The organism is Burkholderia sp. Ac-20384 (assembly GCF_017104605.1).
Taxonomy (GTDB): Bacteria; Pseudomonadota; Gammaproteobacteria; order Burkholderiales; family Burkholderiaceae; genus Burkholderia; species Burkholderia lata.
Genome location: NZ_JAAGPE010000219.1, coordinates 1 through 16,053, shown reverse-complemented (window position 1 = coordinate 16,053; position 16,053 = coordinate 1). Strand labels below are relative to the sequence as shown.

The following is a 16,053-nucleotide window of genomic DNA, read 5'->3' as shown; positions in this document are numbered from 1 at the left end:
GCTCGGGCAGCTCGCGGCCGGTGCGGCCTGCGACCCGTTCGCGTGCGGCGAGACGCTGCAGAAGCTGCCGGTGCCGCTGGTGCTCGGCTGGCTGCAGCGCTGGCTGTACGACCTGCTTGCCCAGCGGATGGCGGGCGCGCCGCGCTACTTCCCGGCGCACGCGGCGGCGCTCGCGCGCTGTGCGGAAGCGGTCGATGCGAACGCGTTCGCCCGCTTCATGAAGGCCGTGACGCGGCAGCGGACGGTCGAGAACCATCCGCTCAACGCGCGGCTCGTATTCGAGGAATTGTTTCTCGGATACCGGGAAATGTTCGCGTGATCCGGCATTGTTTCGTTTGGGTTGTGAAACGATGACCGGCGCACGCCGCGACGCGACCGTGGCCGTCCGGCCCGCGAACGCCGCCCGTTGCCGCATGCCGGCGCGCGCATGAGCGCCCGCCTTACGTATTCAGGAAACACGATGTTCGTCGACTCTCACTGCCATATCAATTTCAAGGGCCTGGCCGACCGCCTGCCGGCCGTTCTCGAGAACATGCGCGAGCACGACGTCACGCACGCGCTGTGCGTGTCGGTCGATTTCGAGACGCTGCCGGAGGTTCTTGCGATCGCGGACGCACATGACAACGTCTATGCGTCGGTCGGCGTGCATCCCGATCACGAGGACATGCACGAGCCGACGCTCGCGGAGCTCGTCGAGCTGGCCGCGCACCCGAAGGTCGTCGCGATCGGCGAAACGGGCCTCGACTACTACCGTCTCGAAGGCCGCTCGATCGACGACATGGAATGGCAGCGCGAACGCTTTCGCACGCATATCCGCGCGGCGACCGCGACGATGAAGCCGCTGATCATCCACACGCGCTCGTCGTCGGAAGACACGCTGCGGATCATGGCCGAGGAACGCGCGGACGTGCCGGGCGGCGTGATGCACTGCTTCACCGAGCCGTGGTCGGTGGCCGAGCAGGCGCTCGCGCAGAACTTCCATATCTCGCTGTCGGGCATCGTCACGTTCAAGAACGCGACCGACGTGCAGGACGTCGCGCGGCGCGTGCCGCTCGACCGGCTGCTGATCGAGACCGACTCGCCGTACCTCGCGCCGGTGCCGTATCGCGGCAAGCCGAATGAACCTGCGTACGTCAGCCATGTCGGACGCTTTATCGCATCCGAGCGCGGGATTGCCGTCGAGGCGCTCGCCGATGCGACGACGCAGAACTTTTTCCGGCTGTTCAAGATCGCCCGCTAACGACGTGCGCGCAGCCGACAACCCAGGGAAGGAGCCCACAACAATGACGAAGCCGACCAATCATCTGCCGAAACGTGCACTCGTTGCTGCCGCGCTCGTCGCGAGCGGCCTGTTCGCGGCAGCCGGCGCGCATGCCGAATCGCTCGATGCGATCGTCAAGGCCGTCAAGTTCGACGACATCGCCGACATCGGCAAGCAGCTCAAGAGCGGCAAGCTCGACCCGAACACGATCGCGCCGAACGGCGACCCGCTGATCGTGATCGCCGCGCGCGAGAAGTCCGACAAGGTTGCGGCGGCGCTCGCCACGACGCCGAACGTCGACCTCGAGAAGGAAGACAAGGCTGGCGAAACCGCGCTGATGCTCGCGTCGCTGAACGGCGACGTCGGCCTCGCGAAGCTGCTGATCGACAAGGGCGCGGAAGTCAGCAAGAAGGGCTGGGCGCCGCTGCACTACGCGGCGACCAATGGCCAGGACGCAGTCGTGAAGCTGCTGCTCGACCACGACGCGTACATCGATACCGCATCGCCGAACGGCACGACGCCGCTGATGATGGCCGCACGCGGCAACCATCCGTCGACGGTCACGCTGCTGCTCGACCAGGGCGCCGATCCGCAGGTGAAGAACCAGCTCGGCATCACCGCGCTCGAATTCGCGAAGCACTACAACGCGCCGGACGCGATCGAGATCCTGAGCAAGCGGACGACGCGCATCGGGGCATCGACGCCGGCAGATGCGCAAAAGAGTGCAAAATGACGGTTTTCGGTGCGGCAGACGGTGCCCGCCCGGCCGGATTCCGGCCGGAGCAGGGCGTCCGGGCGCCGCGCCGGCCAAGGCAGCAGGCGGCCTCGGGCCGCATTGACATAAGGAACACCATGTTGCGCGCAATGTTTTGTGCCGCGGCGTTTGCCGTGCCGTTGTCGGCGGCGGCTTTCACGGGCGCTGATCTCGACCGGCTGTGCGCGAAGACGGACGTCAAGTCGCGGGCGTCGTGCGCGGCCTACATCGAAGGCGCCGCCGACGGCGTCTACAACACCATCGATGCGATCGGCGGGACGACGGGGCCGCGGGTCGGCCAGTATTTCTGCCTGCCGCCCGACATCCGGGCGCAGCAGATGACCGACGCGGTGCGCAAGTACATCGCGGAAAATCCGAAGCTGGCCGACTACAACGCGAGCACCGCGGTGTCGCTCGGCCTCGGCAAGGCGTTCCCCTGCAGGAGCGGCAACTGACCTGACGCCGTGTCCGGGCCCGCGCGTGGCCCGGATGTCGCCGACGCATCCAGGACGAGGCGTGCGCGCCTCATCACCCACGGGCGCCGATGATTTCAATCGAGGAACTACAGCGCATCACCGATGCGCCGCTGCATTCGTGGCTCGGCACGCTGGCCGTGTCGGTCATCGTCATACTGGTCGTCACGATCGTGCACCGTCTCGGCGCACGCATCGTCAAGCGCATCGCGCAGCCGTATCCGTTGATGAGCGCGATCCTGCGCTACATCGACCGGCCGTCGCTCGTCGTGCTCGCGCTGCTGGCGCTTGAATTCCTGTGGGTCCAGGCGGACGACGGCATGTCGTTCGTGCGCGGCATGCGCACGGCGGCGGCGGTCGGCTCCATCATTTCCCTCACGTGGCTGCTGGTGCGGCTCGCGGCCGGCGTCGGCGACGCCATCATCCAGGCCCATCCGATCGATACGGCCGACAACCTCCAGGCCCGGCGCATCCATACGCAGGCCAGGGTGCTCGTGCGGACCGTGATGGTGCTGATCGTGATCATCGGCACCGGCGCCGCGCTGATGACGTTCCCGAACGTGCGCCAGGTCGGCGCGAGCCTGCTGGCGTCGGCCGGCGTCGCGGGCCTGGTTGCCGGCATCGCTGCGCGGCCGGTACTCGGCAACCTGATTGCCGGTCTGCAGATCGCGCTCACGCAGCCGATCCGGCTCGACGACGTGGTCGTGATCCAGGGCGAGTGGGGGCGCATCGAGGAAATCACCGGATCGTTCGTGTCGGTGCGGCTGTGGGACCAGCGGCGCCTCGTCGTGCCGCTGCAGTGGATCATCGAGAACCCGTTCACGAACTGGACGCGCAGCAGCTCGGAAATCATCGGCACGGTCTATCTGTCGGTCGACTACCGCACGCCGCTCGCGCCGCTGCGCGAAGAACTTGCGCGGCTCGTCCACGCGGCGCCCGAGTGGGACGGTCGCGTGCAGGTGCTGCAGGTGACCGACGCGACGGAACGCACGATGCAGTTGCGCGCGCTCGTCAGCGCGGCCGATTCATCGTCGTGCTGGGACCTGCGCTGCCGCGTGCGCGAAGGGCTGATCGCCTACCTGCAGGACCGCTATCCGCAATGCCTGCCGCGCAGCCGGATGGAACTGTATCCGCACGATTCCGCGCCGGATGCACCGAATCCCGAACGGCCGCACGCGCGGTCGCCTGCCGCCAGTACGGCGGCCAATACCGCGGCCGACCCGCAAACTGCCGAAGGCCGCTGACCGCGGCCCGCATGCCTCCTCCATCGTCATGACCGCGCTGAACACGCTCGCCATCGCCAATTACCGCTCGCTGCGCGAGCTGATCGTGCCGCTCGCGGCGCTCAACGTCGTCACGGGGCCGAACGGCAGCGGCAAGTCGAGCGTGTACCGCGCACTGCGACTGCTCGCCGATACCGCGCAGGGGCGCGTGATCCCGTCGCTCGCCCGCGAAGGCGGGTTGCCGTCGACGCTGTGGGCCGGCCCCGAGCGTTTCTCGCGGGCGATGCTGGACGGCGACACGCCGGTGACCGGCACGGTGCGCAAGGGGCCGGTGAGCCTGAAGCTCGGCTTCGCCTGCGACGATTTCGGCTATGCGATCGATCTCGGCATGCCGATTCCGAGCAGCTCGCAGTTCTCGCTCGATCCGGTGGTCAAGCGCGAATGCATCTGGGGCGGTGCGATGTTGCGCCCGTCGACGCTGCTGGTCGACCGGCAGGGCGCGCAGATCCGCGCGCGCACCGCATCGGGCGACTGGCAGACGATTCCGCAGCCGGTGGCCAGCTTCGACAGCATGATGACCGAGTTCGCCGATCCGACCGGCGCGCCCGAGATGATCGCGGTGCGCGAACGGATCCGCTCGTGGCGCTTCTACGACCATTTCCGGACCGATGCGCAGGCGCCGGCGCGGCAGTCGCACATCGGCACCCATACGCCGGTGCTCGCGGACGACGGCGCCGACCTCGCCGCCGCGTTGCAGACGATCCGCGAAATCGGCGACGGCGTCGCACTCGATGCGGCGCTCGACGACGCGTTTCCCGGGGCGTCGGTCGAAATCGACAATCCGGGCGGCCGTGGCCGCTTCGACGTGCTGATGCGCCAGCCGGGGCTGCTGCGGCCGCTCGCGGCGGCCGAGCTGTCGGACGGCACGCTGCGTTACCTGCTGCTCGCGGCCGCGCTGCTGACGCCGCGGCCGCCAGCGCTGATGGTGCTGAACGAACCGGAGACGAGCCTGCACCCCGATCTGCTGCCGGCGCTCGGCCGCCTGATCGCGCAGGCTGCGCAGCGTTCGCAGGTGCTCGTCGTGTCGCACGCGGCGCGGCTGATCGCGACGCTCGAGCGCGAGGCCGGCTGCGAATCGCTGGTACTCGACAAGCAGCTCGGCGCGACGGGGCTCGTCGATGCCGATACGCGCGACCTGCCGGCATGGAAGTGGCCGTCGCGCTGACGGGCGCGGCGGCCTGCACTCTGGCGTGATCGTCAACATGGGGCCGGATCGACCCGGCAGGCGGAATGTATCCTGCCTGTAACAACACCCATAAAATGAAAGACGGGCGGTTCCGGGCAGCGGGATCGCGAATAATGAAGGGATATCCGGCTGACGCCGAGCCGGCCAGCGCTGCATGGGGGCGAGCAGGGCGCGAAAGCGTAGAGGCCCGCCGGCCGTGCCGCAACGGACAGGACACAGGAGACGTGGACCATGAGAATTGCCCAGATCGCGCCGCTGACCGAATCGGTACCGCCGAAGCTGTACGGCGGCACGGAGCGCGTCGTGTCCTACATCACCGAGGCGCTCGTCGAGCTCGGCCATGATGTGACGCTGTTCGCCAGCGGCGATTCGACGACACGGGCGAAGCTCGAGCCGGTCTGGCCGCGCGCGCTGCGGCTCGACTCGTCGATCCGCGACCGGGTCGCGCCGCACATGCTGCTGATGGAGACGGTCGCGCGCCGCGCGAAGGACTTCGACGTGCTCCATTTCCACATGGACTACTACTCGTTCTCGGTCTTCAACCGGCAGGAAACGCCTTACGTGACGACGCTGCACGGCCGGCTCGACCTGCCCGAGCAGCAGCCGGTGTTCGACACGTTCAACACGGCGCCGGTGATCTCGATTTCGAACTCGCAGCGCCAGCCACTGCCGCAGGCGAAATGGCTGACGACCGTCTACCACGGGCTGCCCGATACGCTGTACATGCCGCAGCCGGTCGAGCCGCGCTACCTCGCGTTCCTCGGCCGCATCTCGCCGGAGAAGCGCGTCGACACGGCGATCCGCATTGCCCGCCAGTGCGGGCTGCCGATCAAGATCGCCGCGAAGATCGACGCGGCCGACCAGGAATACTTCGAGCGCGAGATCAAGCCGCTCTTCGCGTTGCCGCACGTCGAATTCATCGGCGAGATCGCGGATCACCAGAAGGCCGAATTCCTGTCGGGCGCGCATGCGCTGCTGTTTCCGATCGACTGGCCGGAACCGTTCGGCCTCGTGATGATCGAGGCGATGTCGTGCGGCACGCCGGTGATCGCGTTCAATCGCGGCGCGGTGCCCGAAGTGGTGGACGAGGGCGTGTCGGGTTTCATCGTCGAGGATGAGATCAGTGCGGTGGCCGCCGTGAACCGGCTGCACCTGTTGCCGCGCGCGCGCGTGCGGCAGCGCTTCGAGGAACGCTTCACGTCGCGCCGCATGGCGCAGCAGTATGTCGACGTCTACCAGTCGGTGATCCGTGCGCAGAAACGCTCGCGTTTCAAGGTGATCGACTCGACGACCTGATGCGCGTGGCGCAGGACGCGCGCGGATAAAAAAACGGCGATGCCCGCAAGGACATCGCCGTTTGTGCATGGCCCGCGCGCCGTGCGCACGGGCGGTGCACGAGCGTCAGATCTTCAGCTTCGAGACCTTCGTGCCGTTGATCGACACGTCGCCCATCAGGCCGGCGTTCGTCAGCACGACGACCTGGACCGGTGCGGTGGCCGTGGTCGTGTCGACTGCGCCGTTCGCGCCCATCTTCACGAGCGCGACCGACGCGCCGGCGCCGGCAGCCCAGCCGTCCGAGCCGCGGAATTCGTCGAGCGCTTCCTGCGTCATGAACAGGAACACGATCGCCTTCGACTGCGCACCTGCCTGCAGGCCGACCGACAGCGACGACGTGTTGTAGTAGCCGACCGTGCTGCCGCCGACGCGCAGTGCGCCGTTGCCGGACTGGCCGCCGACGATGAAGCCGGCCTGGATCACGTCCGGGAAGACCAGCACGCCGCGCGACTTCGCGACGAGTTCACGCGAACCCTTGACCGTGGAGTACATGCGCGACAGCGTGGCGTCGACGCTCGAGTCGATTGCCTGGCGCTTCGACGCGTTCGTTGCGGCGTTGTCCGGCTTGTCCGGGGTGGTGGTGCAACCGGTGAGCGCGAGGCTACCGACGATGAGCGCAGCGGCGGCTTTCAGCACAAGATTCCGTTTTTGCATCGTTCTTCTCCATCGGATGATGTTCGGAGTGAGTCTCGCTCAGGGAGCGGATCACGTCGGCAGTTATATCACAGCGGATTACAGCCTCTTTTCGTTGCGGCGTGAAAAAGCGTCAAATCGCTCGGGGATGTCGCGGCGCCCCAACGGACGCACCGGCGCCCGCGCGCCGACGTCGCGTCGGCATGCGGGAAACACGGTGGTCGATCGGACGGCGGCGCCTGCCGCGCGCATCAGTGCGTGACGGGCGGAACAGGCGGCTTGATCGGGGGGCGGCGCAGCGCGCGACGGATCAGCGCGATCACGACCCCGCAGGCGAACAGGAACGCGGCCGGCACGACCCAGTAGCCGACGAACGCGTGCCACAGGTAGCTCGCGAGCGTGCTGCGGCGCACCACGTATTCGTCGCGGGCTGCCTGCTGGCGCGGCGCATTGGCGGCGAGCACGTCGGCCGGGCAGCCGGCCGCGCGCGCCTCGTCAGGATCCCCGTGGCACTTCGCGCCGGCGCCGGCTGCCTGCTGCGCGTCGGTGAGCTGCCAGGTGGTCAGCGCGAGCTGCAGGTCCGCCTTGTTGTACGCCATTTCCTCGCGGATCTCGCGCACGGCGACGATCGCAACGGGCACGGCCCAGAATACGATCACGATCAGCCAGCGGCGGAACCAGCGGTGTTGTCTCCATGCCATCCATGCCTCCGTTTGACGCGTGTGCGCGTCTGTCTCGAGGGCGGCCCGATGGCGCTTCTTGTACTTGGATGGGCCGCGTTGCAGCCATCATAGAAGAAAACGCGGCGAATTGCCGCACCATGTGGCGGCGCCGGTACGGCAAGGCGGGAAAGCGGGGCGGGAGGCGTGGCTAAAGCGCGGCAGAAGCGCGGGGGGCGGGGCGCGTCGATGCGCATGCAACGAAAACAAAAATGCCGCGCCCGCCGAAGCGGTGCGCGGCATTCGATACGGGAGCGCCGGAACTCAGGCGGCCGGCGCGTTGCTCAGGCAGCTCTTCATGAACGCCTTGCGATCGTCGCCTTTCTTGCCGGTGGCCTGCGTGTTGCACGCCTTCATCTTTTCCTGCTGCGACATGGCCTTCGCGGGCTTCGCCGACAGGCAGTCCTTCATGAACGCCTTGCGTTCGTCGCCCGTCTTGCCGGTTGCCTGGGTGTTACAGGCCTTCATCTTGTCCTGCTGGCTGTTCGCCGCGAACGCGGGGGAAGCCAGCATGCCGCCGAGAAGCACTGCGGCTACGAGCGATTGGATTTTCATTTCGACACTCCCATGGGGTGAATTGCGTGTTATCGACGCCGTCACGAAGCACCGCGCGATGAGGATAGGGCCGCATCGCACAGCGCGTTCCGATTATGGCAAATCAATGTGAAAACACCAAAACGGCACTTTCTATAACGTTGCGGACACCACGGCCGTTGACGGCACGTGTTGCCGGACGATCGGGACAAACCATGATGTGAGGCGGCCGGCCAGGGCCGTCGCGCCGGAACCTGCCGGATCCCGGCCGCAAGCCTTTACAATCGCGGCCATGAATACTCCGAATTCCGCATCCCCTTCGTCCACGGCGGCCCTGCCGCGCATCGCCGTGCTCGCCACCGGCGGCACGATCGCCGGCGCCGCGCCCGACGCGGCCAGCACGGCCGGCTACCAGGCCGGTGCGCTCGGCGTCAATTTCCTGGTCGACGCGGTGCCGGCGCTCGCGTCCGTCGCGCGCATCGACGCCGAGCAGATCGCCAGCATCGACAGCAAGGATCTCGCGCTGCCGCTGTGGAATGCGCTCGCCGCGCGGATCGACGCGCTGATGGCCGATCCGGCGGTCGACGGCATCGTGATCACCCACGGCACCGACACGCTCGAGGAAACCGCGTATGCGCTGCACCTGGTCGTCAACGGCGACAAGCCGGTCGTGCTGACGGCCGCGATGCGCCCGGCGACCGCGCTGTCGTCCGACGGCCCGCTGAACCTGCTGAACGCGGTGACGGTGGCTGCGCATCCGTCCGCGCGCGGGCAGGGCGTGCTGGTCGCGTTCAACAACCGGATCCACGGCGCGCGCGACGTCGTGAAGACGAGCACCTACGCGGTCGATGCATTCCAGTCGCCGGAGCTCGGCGCGCTCGGCTGGGTGCAGGACGGCCGGGTCGAATTCGCACGCCGCGTGACGCGTTCGCGCGACACGCAACTGGCGATCGCCGCCGTGTGGCCGCCCGTCGAAGTCGTCGCGAGCTACGCGGGCGTGACGCGGACGGCCGTCGATGCGCTCGTTGCAGCCGGCGTGCGCGGTCTCGTCGTCGCGGGCACCGGCAACGGCTCGATCCATGCGACGCTGCAGGCGGCGCTGGCCGATGCGGTAAACGCCGGCGTTGCGGTGGTTCGCGCGTCGCGCGTCGGGTCGGGGCACGTGATGCGCAACGGCGCCGCGAGCGACGATGCGCTCGGCTTCGTGAGCGCGGGGTCGCTGAACCCGTACAAGGCGCGCGTGCTGCTGATGCTCGCGCTCGCGAACGGCATCCACGACTGCGACGCGCTGCAGCGCATGTTCGATACGCTGTGACGGGCTGACCGATACGCGCGGCGCGGGCCGCGCGCGTCACCATGAAAAAAAGGCAGGCCATCGGCCTGCCTTTTTTGTGTCCGTCAGTCCGGCAATAATGCTCAGGACTGCGGCGGAATCACGAGCTTCTGGCCCGGGTAGATCCGGTCCGGGCTCGACAGCATCGGCTTGTTCGCCTCGAAGATCACCGGGTACTTGTTCGCGTCGCCGTAGACTTCCTTGGCGATGGCCGACAGCGTGTCGCCCGACTTCACGTCGTGGTACTGCACTTCCGGATCGTCCGGCTGCAGATCGTCGTCGTTGACGCCCGCGACACCCTGCACGTTGCCGGCCGCGACCTTGACCTTGGCCTTCGTGTCGAGGTCGGCGACGCTGCCCGACAGCGTCACGGTGCGCGATGCGCCGTCGAACGCGACGGTCAGGTTCGACGTATCGAGACCCTGCGTGTTGATGTAGTTCTTGATCGCATCGGCCGCGGTCTGGTTTGCGGCATTCGGATCTTCCGCTGCTTGCGCATCGGCATGACCCAGCAGTTTTTCACCCGCCTCTTTGATAAACGAAAGAAGACCCATCGTTGCACTCCTTAGGTGGTTGAAAAGAAAACGCGCCGTGAAGTGGCGAAAAAAACACCGCGCTGGGCGCGGTCACCGGAGGTGAGCGCAAGCGCGGCGGTTTTCTCGAAAGGCGTGGCGAAAGTGTAGGCGTTCATGACGACGATTGCATGAAAAATCGCACGCTCGAACGTAAAGAAATGTAATACGCGAAATCCGACAGGCGGACACCCGACGACGACGTCTGACCGACCAAGGCTTCCCCGGCGTCGCCGGGTGCCGCTGCGGACCCCACCACGCCGCTCTCAGCCCAGAGCGGCGTTTTTCGCCCCGTCCCGCATGCCGTTCGGCAGTACAGGGCGGGGCGCCCCACCGTGATGCGCGAGTGCATGGTGCATCGCGCATCGATGCGACCGGCCGTGCCGGTCACGTATGTCTGTCGTGCGCGTCCGCCATCGCAGCGGAAACGCGCATCGTTGCAGCCGTGTTACGCGGCCGGCGTCTGGCCGATCTCGAAGTTCGACATGATCTCGAGCGCGCGCACGAGTGCCGAGTGGTCCCATGCCTTGCCGCCGTGCGATGCACACACGCTGAACAGCTGCTGCGCGCTGGCCGTGTGCGGCAGTGCGAGGCCGAGCTTGCGTGCGCCGTCGAGTGCGAGGTTCAGGTCCTTCTGGTGCAGCTCGATGCGGAAGCCCGGGTCGAACGTGCGCTTCGTCATCCGCGCGCCGTGCACTTCCAGGATGCGCGATGCGGCGAAGCCGCCCATCAGCGCCTGGCGCACACGCTCCGGATCGGCGCCCGAACGTGCGGCGAACAGCAGCGCTTCGCCGACCGCTTCGATGTTCAGCGCGACGATGATCTGGTTCGCGACCTTGCAGGTCTGGCCCGCGCCGTTGTCGCCGACGAGCGTGATGTTCTTGCCCATCTTCTCGAACAGCGGCTTGGCGCGCTCGAATGCCGCCTCCGGGCCGCCGACCATGATCGTCAGCGACGCTTCGCGTGCGCCGACTTCGCCGCCGGACACCGGTGCGTCGAGGTAGTCGCAACCGAGTGCGTTGATCTGCTTCGCGAATTCCTGAGTGTCGAGCGGCGAGATCGAGCTCATGTCGATCACGAGCTTGCCGGCCGTCAGGCCCTTCGCGACGCCGTCGTCGGCGAACAGCACGTTACGCACGTCCGGCGTATCCGGCACCATCGCGATGATGATGTCCGCGTTCTGCGCGACTTCGGTCGAGTTCGCGACGACCTTCGCGCTCGTGCGCAGGTCGTCGGGGATCGGGAACGCGCCGTTCACGACGAGCTGGTGGTCGCCCTTGAGCAGGTTGCGCGCCATGTGCGCGCCCATGATGCCGAGGCCGATGAAACCGATGGTTGCCATGTGAATGTCTCCTATAGGGCTGAAAACGGGAAGGGCGTGACTCAGGCGGCGCGACGCGCCGAGCCCGGTGCGCAGCCGGCGACGCTTTGCAGCCAGCCGAGGCCTTCCGTCGTGGTGGTGCGGGGCTTGTATTCGCAGCCGACGTAGCCGGCATAGCCGAGCCGGTCGAGCAGCGCGAACAGGAACGCGTAGTTGATCTCGCCCGTGCCCGGCTCGTTACGGCCCGGGTTGTCCGCGAGCTGGACGTGGCCGATCGATGCGAGGTTGCGTTCGATCGTCGCGGCCAGTTCGCCTTCCATGCGCTGCATGTGATAGATGTCGTACTGCAGGAACAGGTTGTCCGAGCCGACCGCGCGGATCACGTCGAGCCCTTCCGACGAGCGGTTCAGCGCGAAACCCGGGATGTCGAAGCTGTTGCACGGCTCGACGAGCAGGCGGATGCCTTCGCGCTTGAGCGCGTCGGCGGCAAAGCGCAGGTTGTCGACGATCGTGACGAAGGTCTTGTCGCGCGCCGTGCTGGCCGACGGGATGCCGACGAGGCAGTTCAGCTGCGGCACCTTCAGCGCCTTCGCGTACTCGATCGCACGGCTGACACCTTCCTGGAACTCGCCGACGCGATCGGGCAGGCACGCGATACCGCGCTCGCCCTGGTCCCAGTTACCGGCGGGCAGGTTGTGCAGTACGAGGCGCAGGCGATGCGTCTCGAGCCGCTCGGCGAGTTCCTCTTTCGCGTACGGATACGGGAACAGGAACTCGACGGCGTCGAAGCCCGCGTCGGCGGCCGCCTTGAAGCGGTCGAGGAACGGCACTTCGTTGAACAGCATGGTCAGGTTTGCAGCAAACTTCGGCATGAGCTAAGCCTCTTCGGTCGGTCAGTCAAAAATGTCGTGCGGTTCAGTCGAGCATCGAGATCGCGGTCGGTGCGTGCTCGGCCTTTTCGGCGAGATCCTCGAATTCGTTGATCGCGTCGATTTCGGTGCCCATCGAGATGTTCGTCACGCGCTCGAGGATCACTTCCACGACCACCGGCACGCTGAACTCTTCCGCGAGCGTTTGCGCCTGACGCAGCGCCGGCTCGATCTCTTCCGGCTTGAACACGCGCAGCGCCTTGCAGCCGAGGCCTTCCGCGACGGCCACGTGGTCGACGCCATAGCCGTTCAGTTCCGGTGCGTTCACGTTGTCGAACGCGAGCTGCACGCAGTAGTCCATGTCGAACGCACGCTGCGCCTGGCGGATCAGCCCGAGGTACGAGTTGTTCACGACGACGTGCACGTACGGCAGCTTGAATTGCGCGCCGGCTGCCAGTTCCTCGATCATGAACTGGAAGTCGTAGTCGCCGGACAGCGCGACGATCGGGCGGCTCGGGTCCGCAGCACGCACGCCGAGCGCGGCGGGAATCGTCCAGCCGAGCGGGCCGGCCTGGCCGCAGTTGATCCAGTTACGCGCCTTGAACACGTGCAGGAACTGCGCGGCGGCGATCTGCGACAGGCCGATCGTGCTGACGTAGCACGTATCGCGGCCGAACACCTTGTTCATCTCTTCGTACACGCGCTGCGGCTTGACCGGCACGTTGTCGAAGTGCGTCTTGCGTTGCAGCGTGCGCTTGCGTTCCTGGCAGTCGGCGACCCATGCGCTGCGGTCCTTCAGCTTGCCGGCGGCCTTCCATTCCTGTGCGACGGCGACGAACAGCTCGAGCGCGGCCTTTGCGTCCGACACGATGCCGAGATCCGGGCCGAACACGCGGCCGATCTGCGTCGGTTCGATGTCGACGTGCACGAACTTGCGGCCCTTCGTGTAGACCTCGACGCTGCCCGTGTGGCGGTTCGCCCAGCGGTTGCCGATGCCGAGCACGAAGTCGGACGCGAGCATCGTGGCGTTGCCGTAGCGGTGCGACGTCTGCAGGCCGACCATGCCGGCCATCAGCGGGTGATCGTCCGGAATCGCGCCCCACGACATCAGCGTCGGGATCACCGGCACGCCGATCGTTTCGGCGAACTGGACGAGCAGGTCTTCGGCCGCTGCGTTGAGCACGCCGCCGCCCGACACGATCAGCGGCTTGTCCGCGTCGTTGAGCATCGTGAGCGCTTTCTCGATCTGCGCGCGGGTGGCCGCGGGCTTGTAGACCGGCAGCGGCTCATACGTGTCGATGTCGAATTCGATTTCGGCGAGCTGCACGTCGATCGGCAGGTCGACCAGCACCGGGCCCGGACGGCCCGAGCGCATCAGGTGGAATGCCTGCTGGAACACGCGCGGCACGAGTGCCGGCTCACGCACGGTGACGGCCCACTTCGTGACCGGCTTCGCGATCGATTCGATGTCGACGGCCTGGAAGTCTTCCTTGTACAGGCGGGCACGCGGTGCCTGGCCCGTGATCGCGAGGATCGGAATCGAGTCGGCCGATGCGGAGTAGAGGCCCGTGATCATGTCGGTGCCGGCGGGGCCCGACGTGCCGATGCACACGCCGATGTTGCCCGGGGCCGCACGCGTGAAGCCTTCGGCCATGTGCGACGCGCCTTCGACGTGGCGTGCCAGCACATGGCTGATGCCACCCGACTTGCGCATGGCGGAGTAGAACGGGTTGATCGCTGCGCCCGGCACGCCGAACGCGGTCTGGATGCCTTCTTTCTCGAGCACGAGCACAGCTGCGTCGACGGCTCTCATCTTGGCCATGAATGTCTCCTTGAATGGGGTGGATCTTGCAAATGGGTCTGTTGAGGACACTTTAGGGATGCAGGAAAGGTTTGATAAGATCAGCCGGAGTCGCTTTTTTCGAAACTAAAAGTATGGAATGGCGGCCGGGCGGGGCTTTCCGCCGGTGCCGGAACAGAGACGGAGACGGGAGATGGATCGCTTCAAGCAGATCGAGACGTTCGTGCGGGTGGCCGATGCCGGCAGCCTCGCGGCGGCGGCGCTCGAGGAGGGCGTGTCGCCGGTGGTGCTCGGGCGGCGCATCGACGCGCTCGAAAAGCGTCTCGGCGTGAAGCTGATGTACCGCTCGACGCGGCGGCTGGTGGTCAGCGAGGAGGGCGCCGCGTTCCTCGAGCGCTGCCGCGGCCTCCTGTCCGAATGGGACCAGGCCGAGAACGAGCTGGCCGCCGGGCGGCGGGCGGTCAGCGGGCACCTGATCGTGTCCGCGCCGGCCGCGTTCGGGCGCAAGCACGTCGCGCCGCACGCCCCGGGCTTTCTGGTCGACAAGCCCGAGATGCAGCTGTCGTTCAACCTGACCGACCGCGTCGTCGATCTCGTGCGCGAAGGCTACGACCTGTCGATCCGGATCGGCGGGGCCGTCGATCCGAACTTCGTCGCGGTGAAGCTCGCGTCGAACCGGCGTGTCGTATGCGGCACGCCCGAGTATTTCCGCCGGCACGGCCGGCCGAAGTCGCTCGACGATCTGCTCAAGCACAACTGCCTGGCGTTCAACCTGCAGGGCGGCCAGAACCGCGGCTGGTATTTCCAGCGCCACGGCAAGATCGCGACGATGCGCGTGGCCGGCAATCTTGACTGCAACGACGGCGAGCTGCTGCACCGCTGGGTGGCCGAGGGTCTCGGACTCGGCTGGCGCTCCACGTGGGAAATCGCCGCGCAGCTCGAGACGGGCGCGCTCGAGACCGTGCTCGACGAGTATGCGCTGCCCGACTACGACATCCTCGCGGTCTACCCGCAGCAGCGCTACGTACCGGCGCGCGTACGCTACTTCATCGACTACCTGCGTGCCGCTTACGCGAGCCCCGGTTACTGGAGCACCACGCCGTAACCGGCGCGGACGGCCCGGCCACCGGGCTGTTCGACGAATTATTTGCGCTTCGGGCGCGCGGCGCGGGAATAAACTCGACGCAACGACGGTAAGGTCATCAAGCGCGCACGTTGCCGGTCTGTCCGGGCACCGTGCCCGGAACGGGCGCGGCTTCGGCCGCCGGGACCAGGGAGGCCATGTGGGGCAAGCCGGACAGGCGGTCGATGAGCGGTCGGCGGACGACGCGGTTGCGCGCGGCGAGCGGTTTCGCGTGCTCGTGCTGCCGCATCTCGACGCCGCGTACAACCTCGCGCGCTGGCTGAGCGGCAGCGCCGGCGATGCGGACGACGTCGTCCAGGACGCGTGCATGCGCGCGCTGCGCTTCGTCGATTCGTGTCGCGGCGACAACGCGCGGCCGTGGCTGCTGACGATCGTGCGCCACACCTGGTACACGGAATGGCGGCGCCGCACGCATGCGCACGAGGTTGCGCTGCCCGACACGCTCGACGACACCGACGTGCCCGACGACTGGCAACCGGCGACCGACGATCCGCTCGCGCACCTGCTGCGCGGCGAGAACGTGCGGCTCGTGAATGAAGCGCTCGCGAAGCTGCCGCCCGAATACCGCGAGGTGCTCGTGCTGCGCGAGATGGAGGACCTGAGTTACCGCGAGATTGCGGCGATCGCGGACGTGCCGGTCGGCACGGTGATGTCGCGGCTCGCACGCGGCCGGCGCAAGCTTGCCGCGCTGCTGGGTGGCCCGCCGGCACCGGCGGCCGAAGGCAGGCCGGGCCGTACGCCGGCTGGCGGAACCGCATCGGAGGCTATCGATGGACTGTAACGAAGCGCGAGCGTTGCTGGACGCGGACGTCGACCGCGAGCTGTCGGCGCCCGA

17 protein-coding genes and 1 pseudogene are annotated in these 16,053 nt (G+C 67.3%); 10 read left to right on the top strand and 8 right to left on the bottom strand.

Annotated elements, in window-relative coordinates; genetic code table 11:
- The 7 genes and pseudogenes from G3O00_RS29990 to G3O00_RS29960 all read left to right on the top strand — a co-directional run.
- A pseudogene (locus G3O00_RS29990) lies at positions 1-319 on the top strand (DNA polymerase III subunit delta'); the annotation flags it as partial.
- Positions 320-460: 141 nt separating this feature from the next.
- Positions 461-1,240 carry a TatD family hydrolase gene (locus G3O00_RS29985; RefSeq protein WP_206145187.1) on the top strand — a complete coding sequence of 260 codons (780 nt, stop codon included), beginning with the start codon at positions 461-463 and terminating at the stop codon, positions 1,238-1,240.
- Between the two features lie 43 nt (positions 1,241-1,283).
- On the top strand, positions 1,284-1,994 hold the full coding sequence (locus G3O00_RS29980; RefSeq protein ID WP_011352329.1) for an ankyrin repeat domain-containing protein: 711 nt from the start codon (positions 1,284-1,286) through the stop codon (positions 1,992-1,994).
- A 119-nt stretch (positions 1,995-2,113) separates the two neighbouring features.
- On the top strand, positions 2,114-2,470 hold the full coding sequence (locus G3O00_RS29975; RefSeq protein ID WP_006485939.1) for a Rap1a/Tai family immunity protein: 357 nt from the start codon (positions 2,114-2,116) through the stop codon (positions 2,468-2,470).
- A gap of 89 nt (positions 2,471-2,559) precedes the next feature.
- Positions 2,560-3,732, top strand: a complete 1,173-nt coding sequence (locus tag G3O00_RS29970; protein ID WP_206145186.1) for a mechanosensitive ion channel domain-containing protein — start codon at positions 2,560-2,562, stop codon at positions 3,730-3,732.
- 28 nt (positions 3,733-3,760) lie between these two features.
- The gene (locus G3O00_RS29965; protein ID WP_206145185.1) at positions 3,761-4,936 is read left to right on the top strand and encodes an AAA family ATPase; all 1,176 of its coding nucleotides are present in this window, start codon (positions 3,761-3,763) and stop codon (positions 4,934-4,936) included.
- Positions 4,937-5,188: 252 nt separating this feature from the next.
- Positions 5,189-6,253 carry a glycosyltransferase family 4 protein gene (locus tag G3O00_RS29960; RefSeq protein ID WP_041492866.1) on the top strand — a complete coding sequence of 355 codons (1,065 nt, stop codon included), beginning with the start codon at positions 5,189-5,191 and terminating at the stop codon, positions 6,251-6,253.
- 105 nt (positions 6,254-6,358) lie between these two features.
- On the opposite strand, the gene G3O00_RS29955 is transcribed toward G3O00_RS29960, so the two are convergent.
- The 3 genes from G3O00_RS29955 to G3O00_RS29945 all read right to left on the bottom strand — a co-directional run bounded on the left by G3O00_RS29955 (position 6,359) and on the right by G3O00_RS29945 (position 8,199).
- Positions 6,359-6,946 (bottom strand): YSC84-related protein, encoded by a 588-nt coding sequence (locus G3O00_RS29955; protein ID WP_011352325.1) that lies wholly within the window; start codon positions 6,944-6,946, stop codon positions 6,359-6,361.
- Between the two features lie 230 nt (positions 6,947-7,176).
- The gene (locus tag G3O00_RS29950) at positions 7,177-7,626 is read right to left on the bottom strand and encodes a hypothetical protein (protein WP_206145184.1); all 450 of its coding nucleotides are present in this window, start codon (positions 7,624-7,626) and stop codon (positions 7,177-7,179) included.
- A gap of 282 nt (positions 7,627-7,908) precedes the next feature.
- On the bottom strand, positions 7,909-8,199 hold the full coding sequence (locus G3O00_RS29945; protein ID WP_174930920.1) for a PsiF family protein: 291 nt from the start codon (positions 8,197-8,199) through the stop codon (positions 7,909-7,911).
- Between the two features lie 271 nt (positions 8,200-8,470).
- On the opposite strand from G3O00_RS29945, the gene G3O00_RS29940 reads away from it, so the two are divergent.
- Positions 8,471-9,493: an asparaginase gene (locus G3O00_RS29940; RefSeq protein WP_206145183.1), complete on the top strand. Its 1,023-nt coding sequence runs from the start codon at positions 8,471-8,473 to the stop codon at positions 9,491-9,493.
- Between the two features lie 101 nt (positions 9,494-9,594).
- Here the strand turns inward: G3O00_RS29940 and lysM are convergent, their stop codons facing one another.
- The 5 genes from lysM to gcl form a co-directional block, all read right to left on the bottom strand.
- Positions 9,595-10,065, bottom strand: coding sequence for a peptidoglycan-binding protein LysM (gene lysM, locus G3O00_RS29935; RefSeq protein ID WP_011352321.1), 471 nt, complete (start codon positions 10,063-10,065; stop codon positions 9,595-9,597).
- Positions 10,066-10,076: 11 nt separating this feature from the next.
- A complete protein-coding gene (locus tag G3O00_RS43975; RefSeq protein ID WP_277399336.1) occupies positions 10,077-10,202 on the bottom strand; it encodes a hypothetical protein in 126 nt (41 codons plus the stop codon).
- A gap of 329 nt (positions 10,203-10,531) precedes the next feature.
- Positions 10,532-11,431: a 2-hydroxy-3-oxopropionate reductase gene (locus G3O00_RS29930; protein ID WP_346779009.1), complete on the bottom strand. Its 900-nt coding sequence runs from the start codon at positions 11,429-11,431 to the stop codon at positions 10,532-10,534.
- 35 nt (positions 11,432-11,466) lie between these two features.
- The gene (gene hyi / locus G3O00_RS29925; protein ID WP_206145181.1) at positions 11,467-12,276 is read right to left on the bottom strand and encodes a hydroxypyruvate isomerase; all 810 of its coding nucleotides are present in this window, start codon (positions 12,274-12,276) and stop codon (positions 11,467-11,469) included.
- Positions 12,277-12,319: 43 nt separating this feature from the next.
- Positions 12,320-14,095 (bottom strand): glyoxylate carboligase, encoded by a 1,776-nt coding sequence (gene gcl, locus G3O00_RS29920; protein WP_011352318.1) that lies wholly within the window; start codon positions 14,093-14,095, stop codon positions 12,320-12,322.
- A gap of 172 nt (positions 14,096-14,267) precedes the next feature.
- On the opposite strand from gcl, the gene G3O00_RS29915 reads away from it, so the two are divergent.
- Entirely contained in the window at positions 14,268-15,179 is a 912-nt protein-coding gene (locus G3O00_RS29915) for a LysR family transcriptional regulator (RefSeq protein ID WP_011352317.1), read from the top strand.
- Positions 15,180-15,357: 178 nt separating this feature from the next.
- Positions 15,358-15,999: an RNA polymerase sigma factor gene (locus G3O00_RS29910; protein WP_011352316.1), complete on the top strand. Its 642-nt coding sequence runs from the start codon at positions 15,358-15,360 to the stop codon at positions 15,997-15,999.
- Positions 16,000-16,053: the final 54 nt, after the last annotated feature.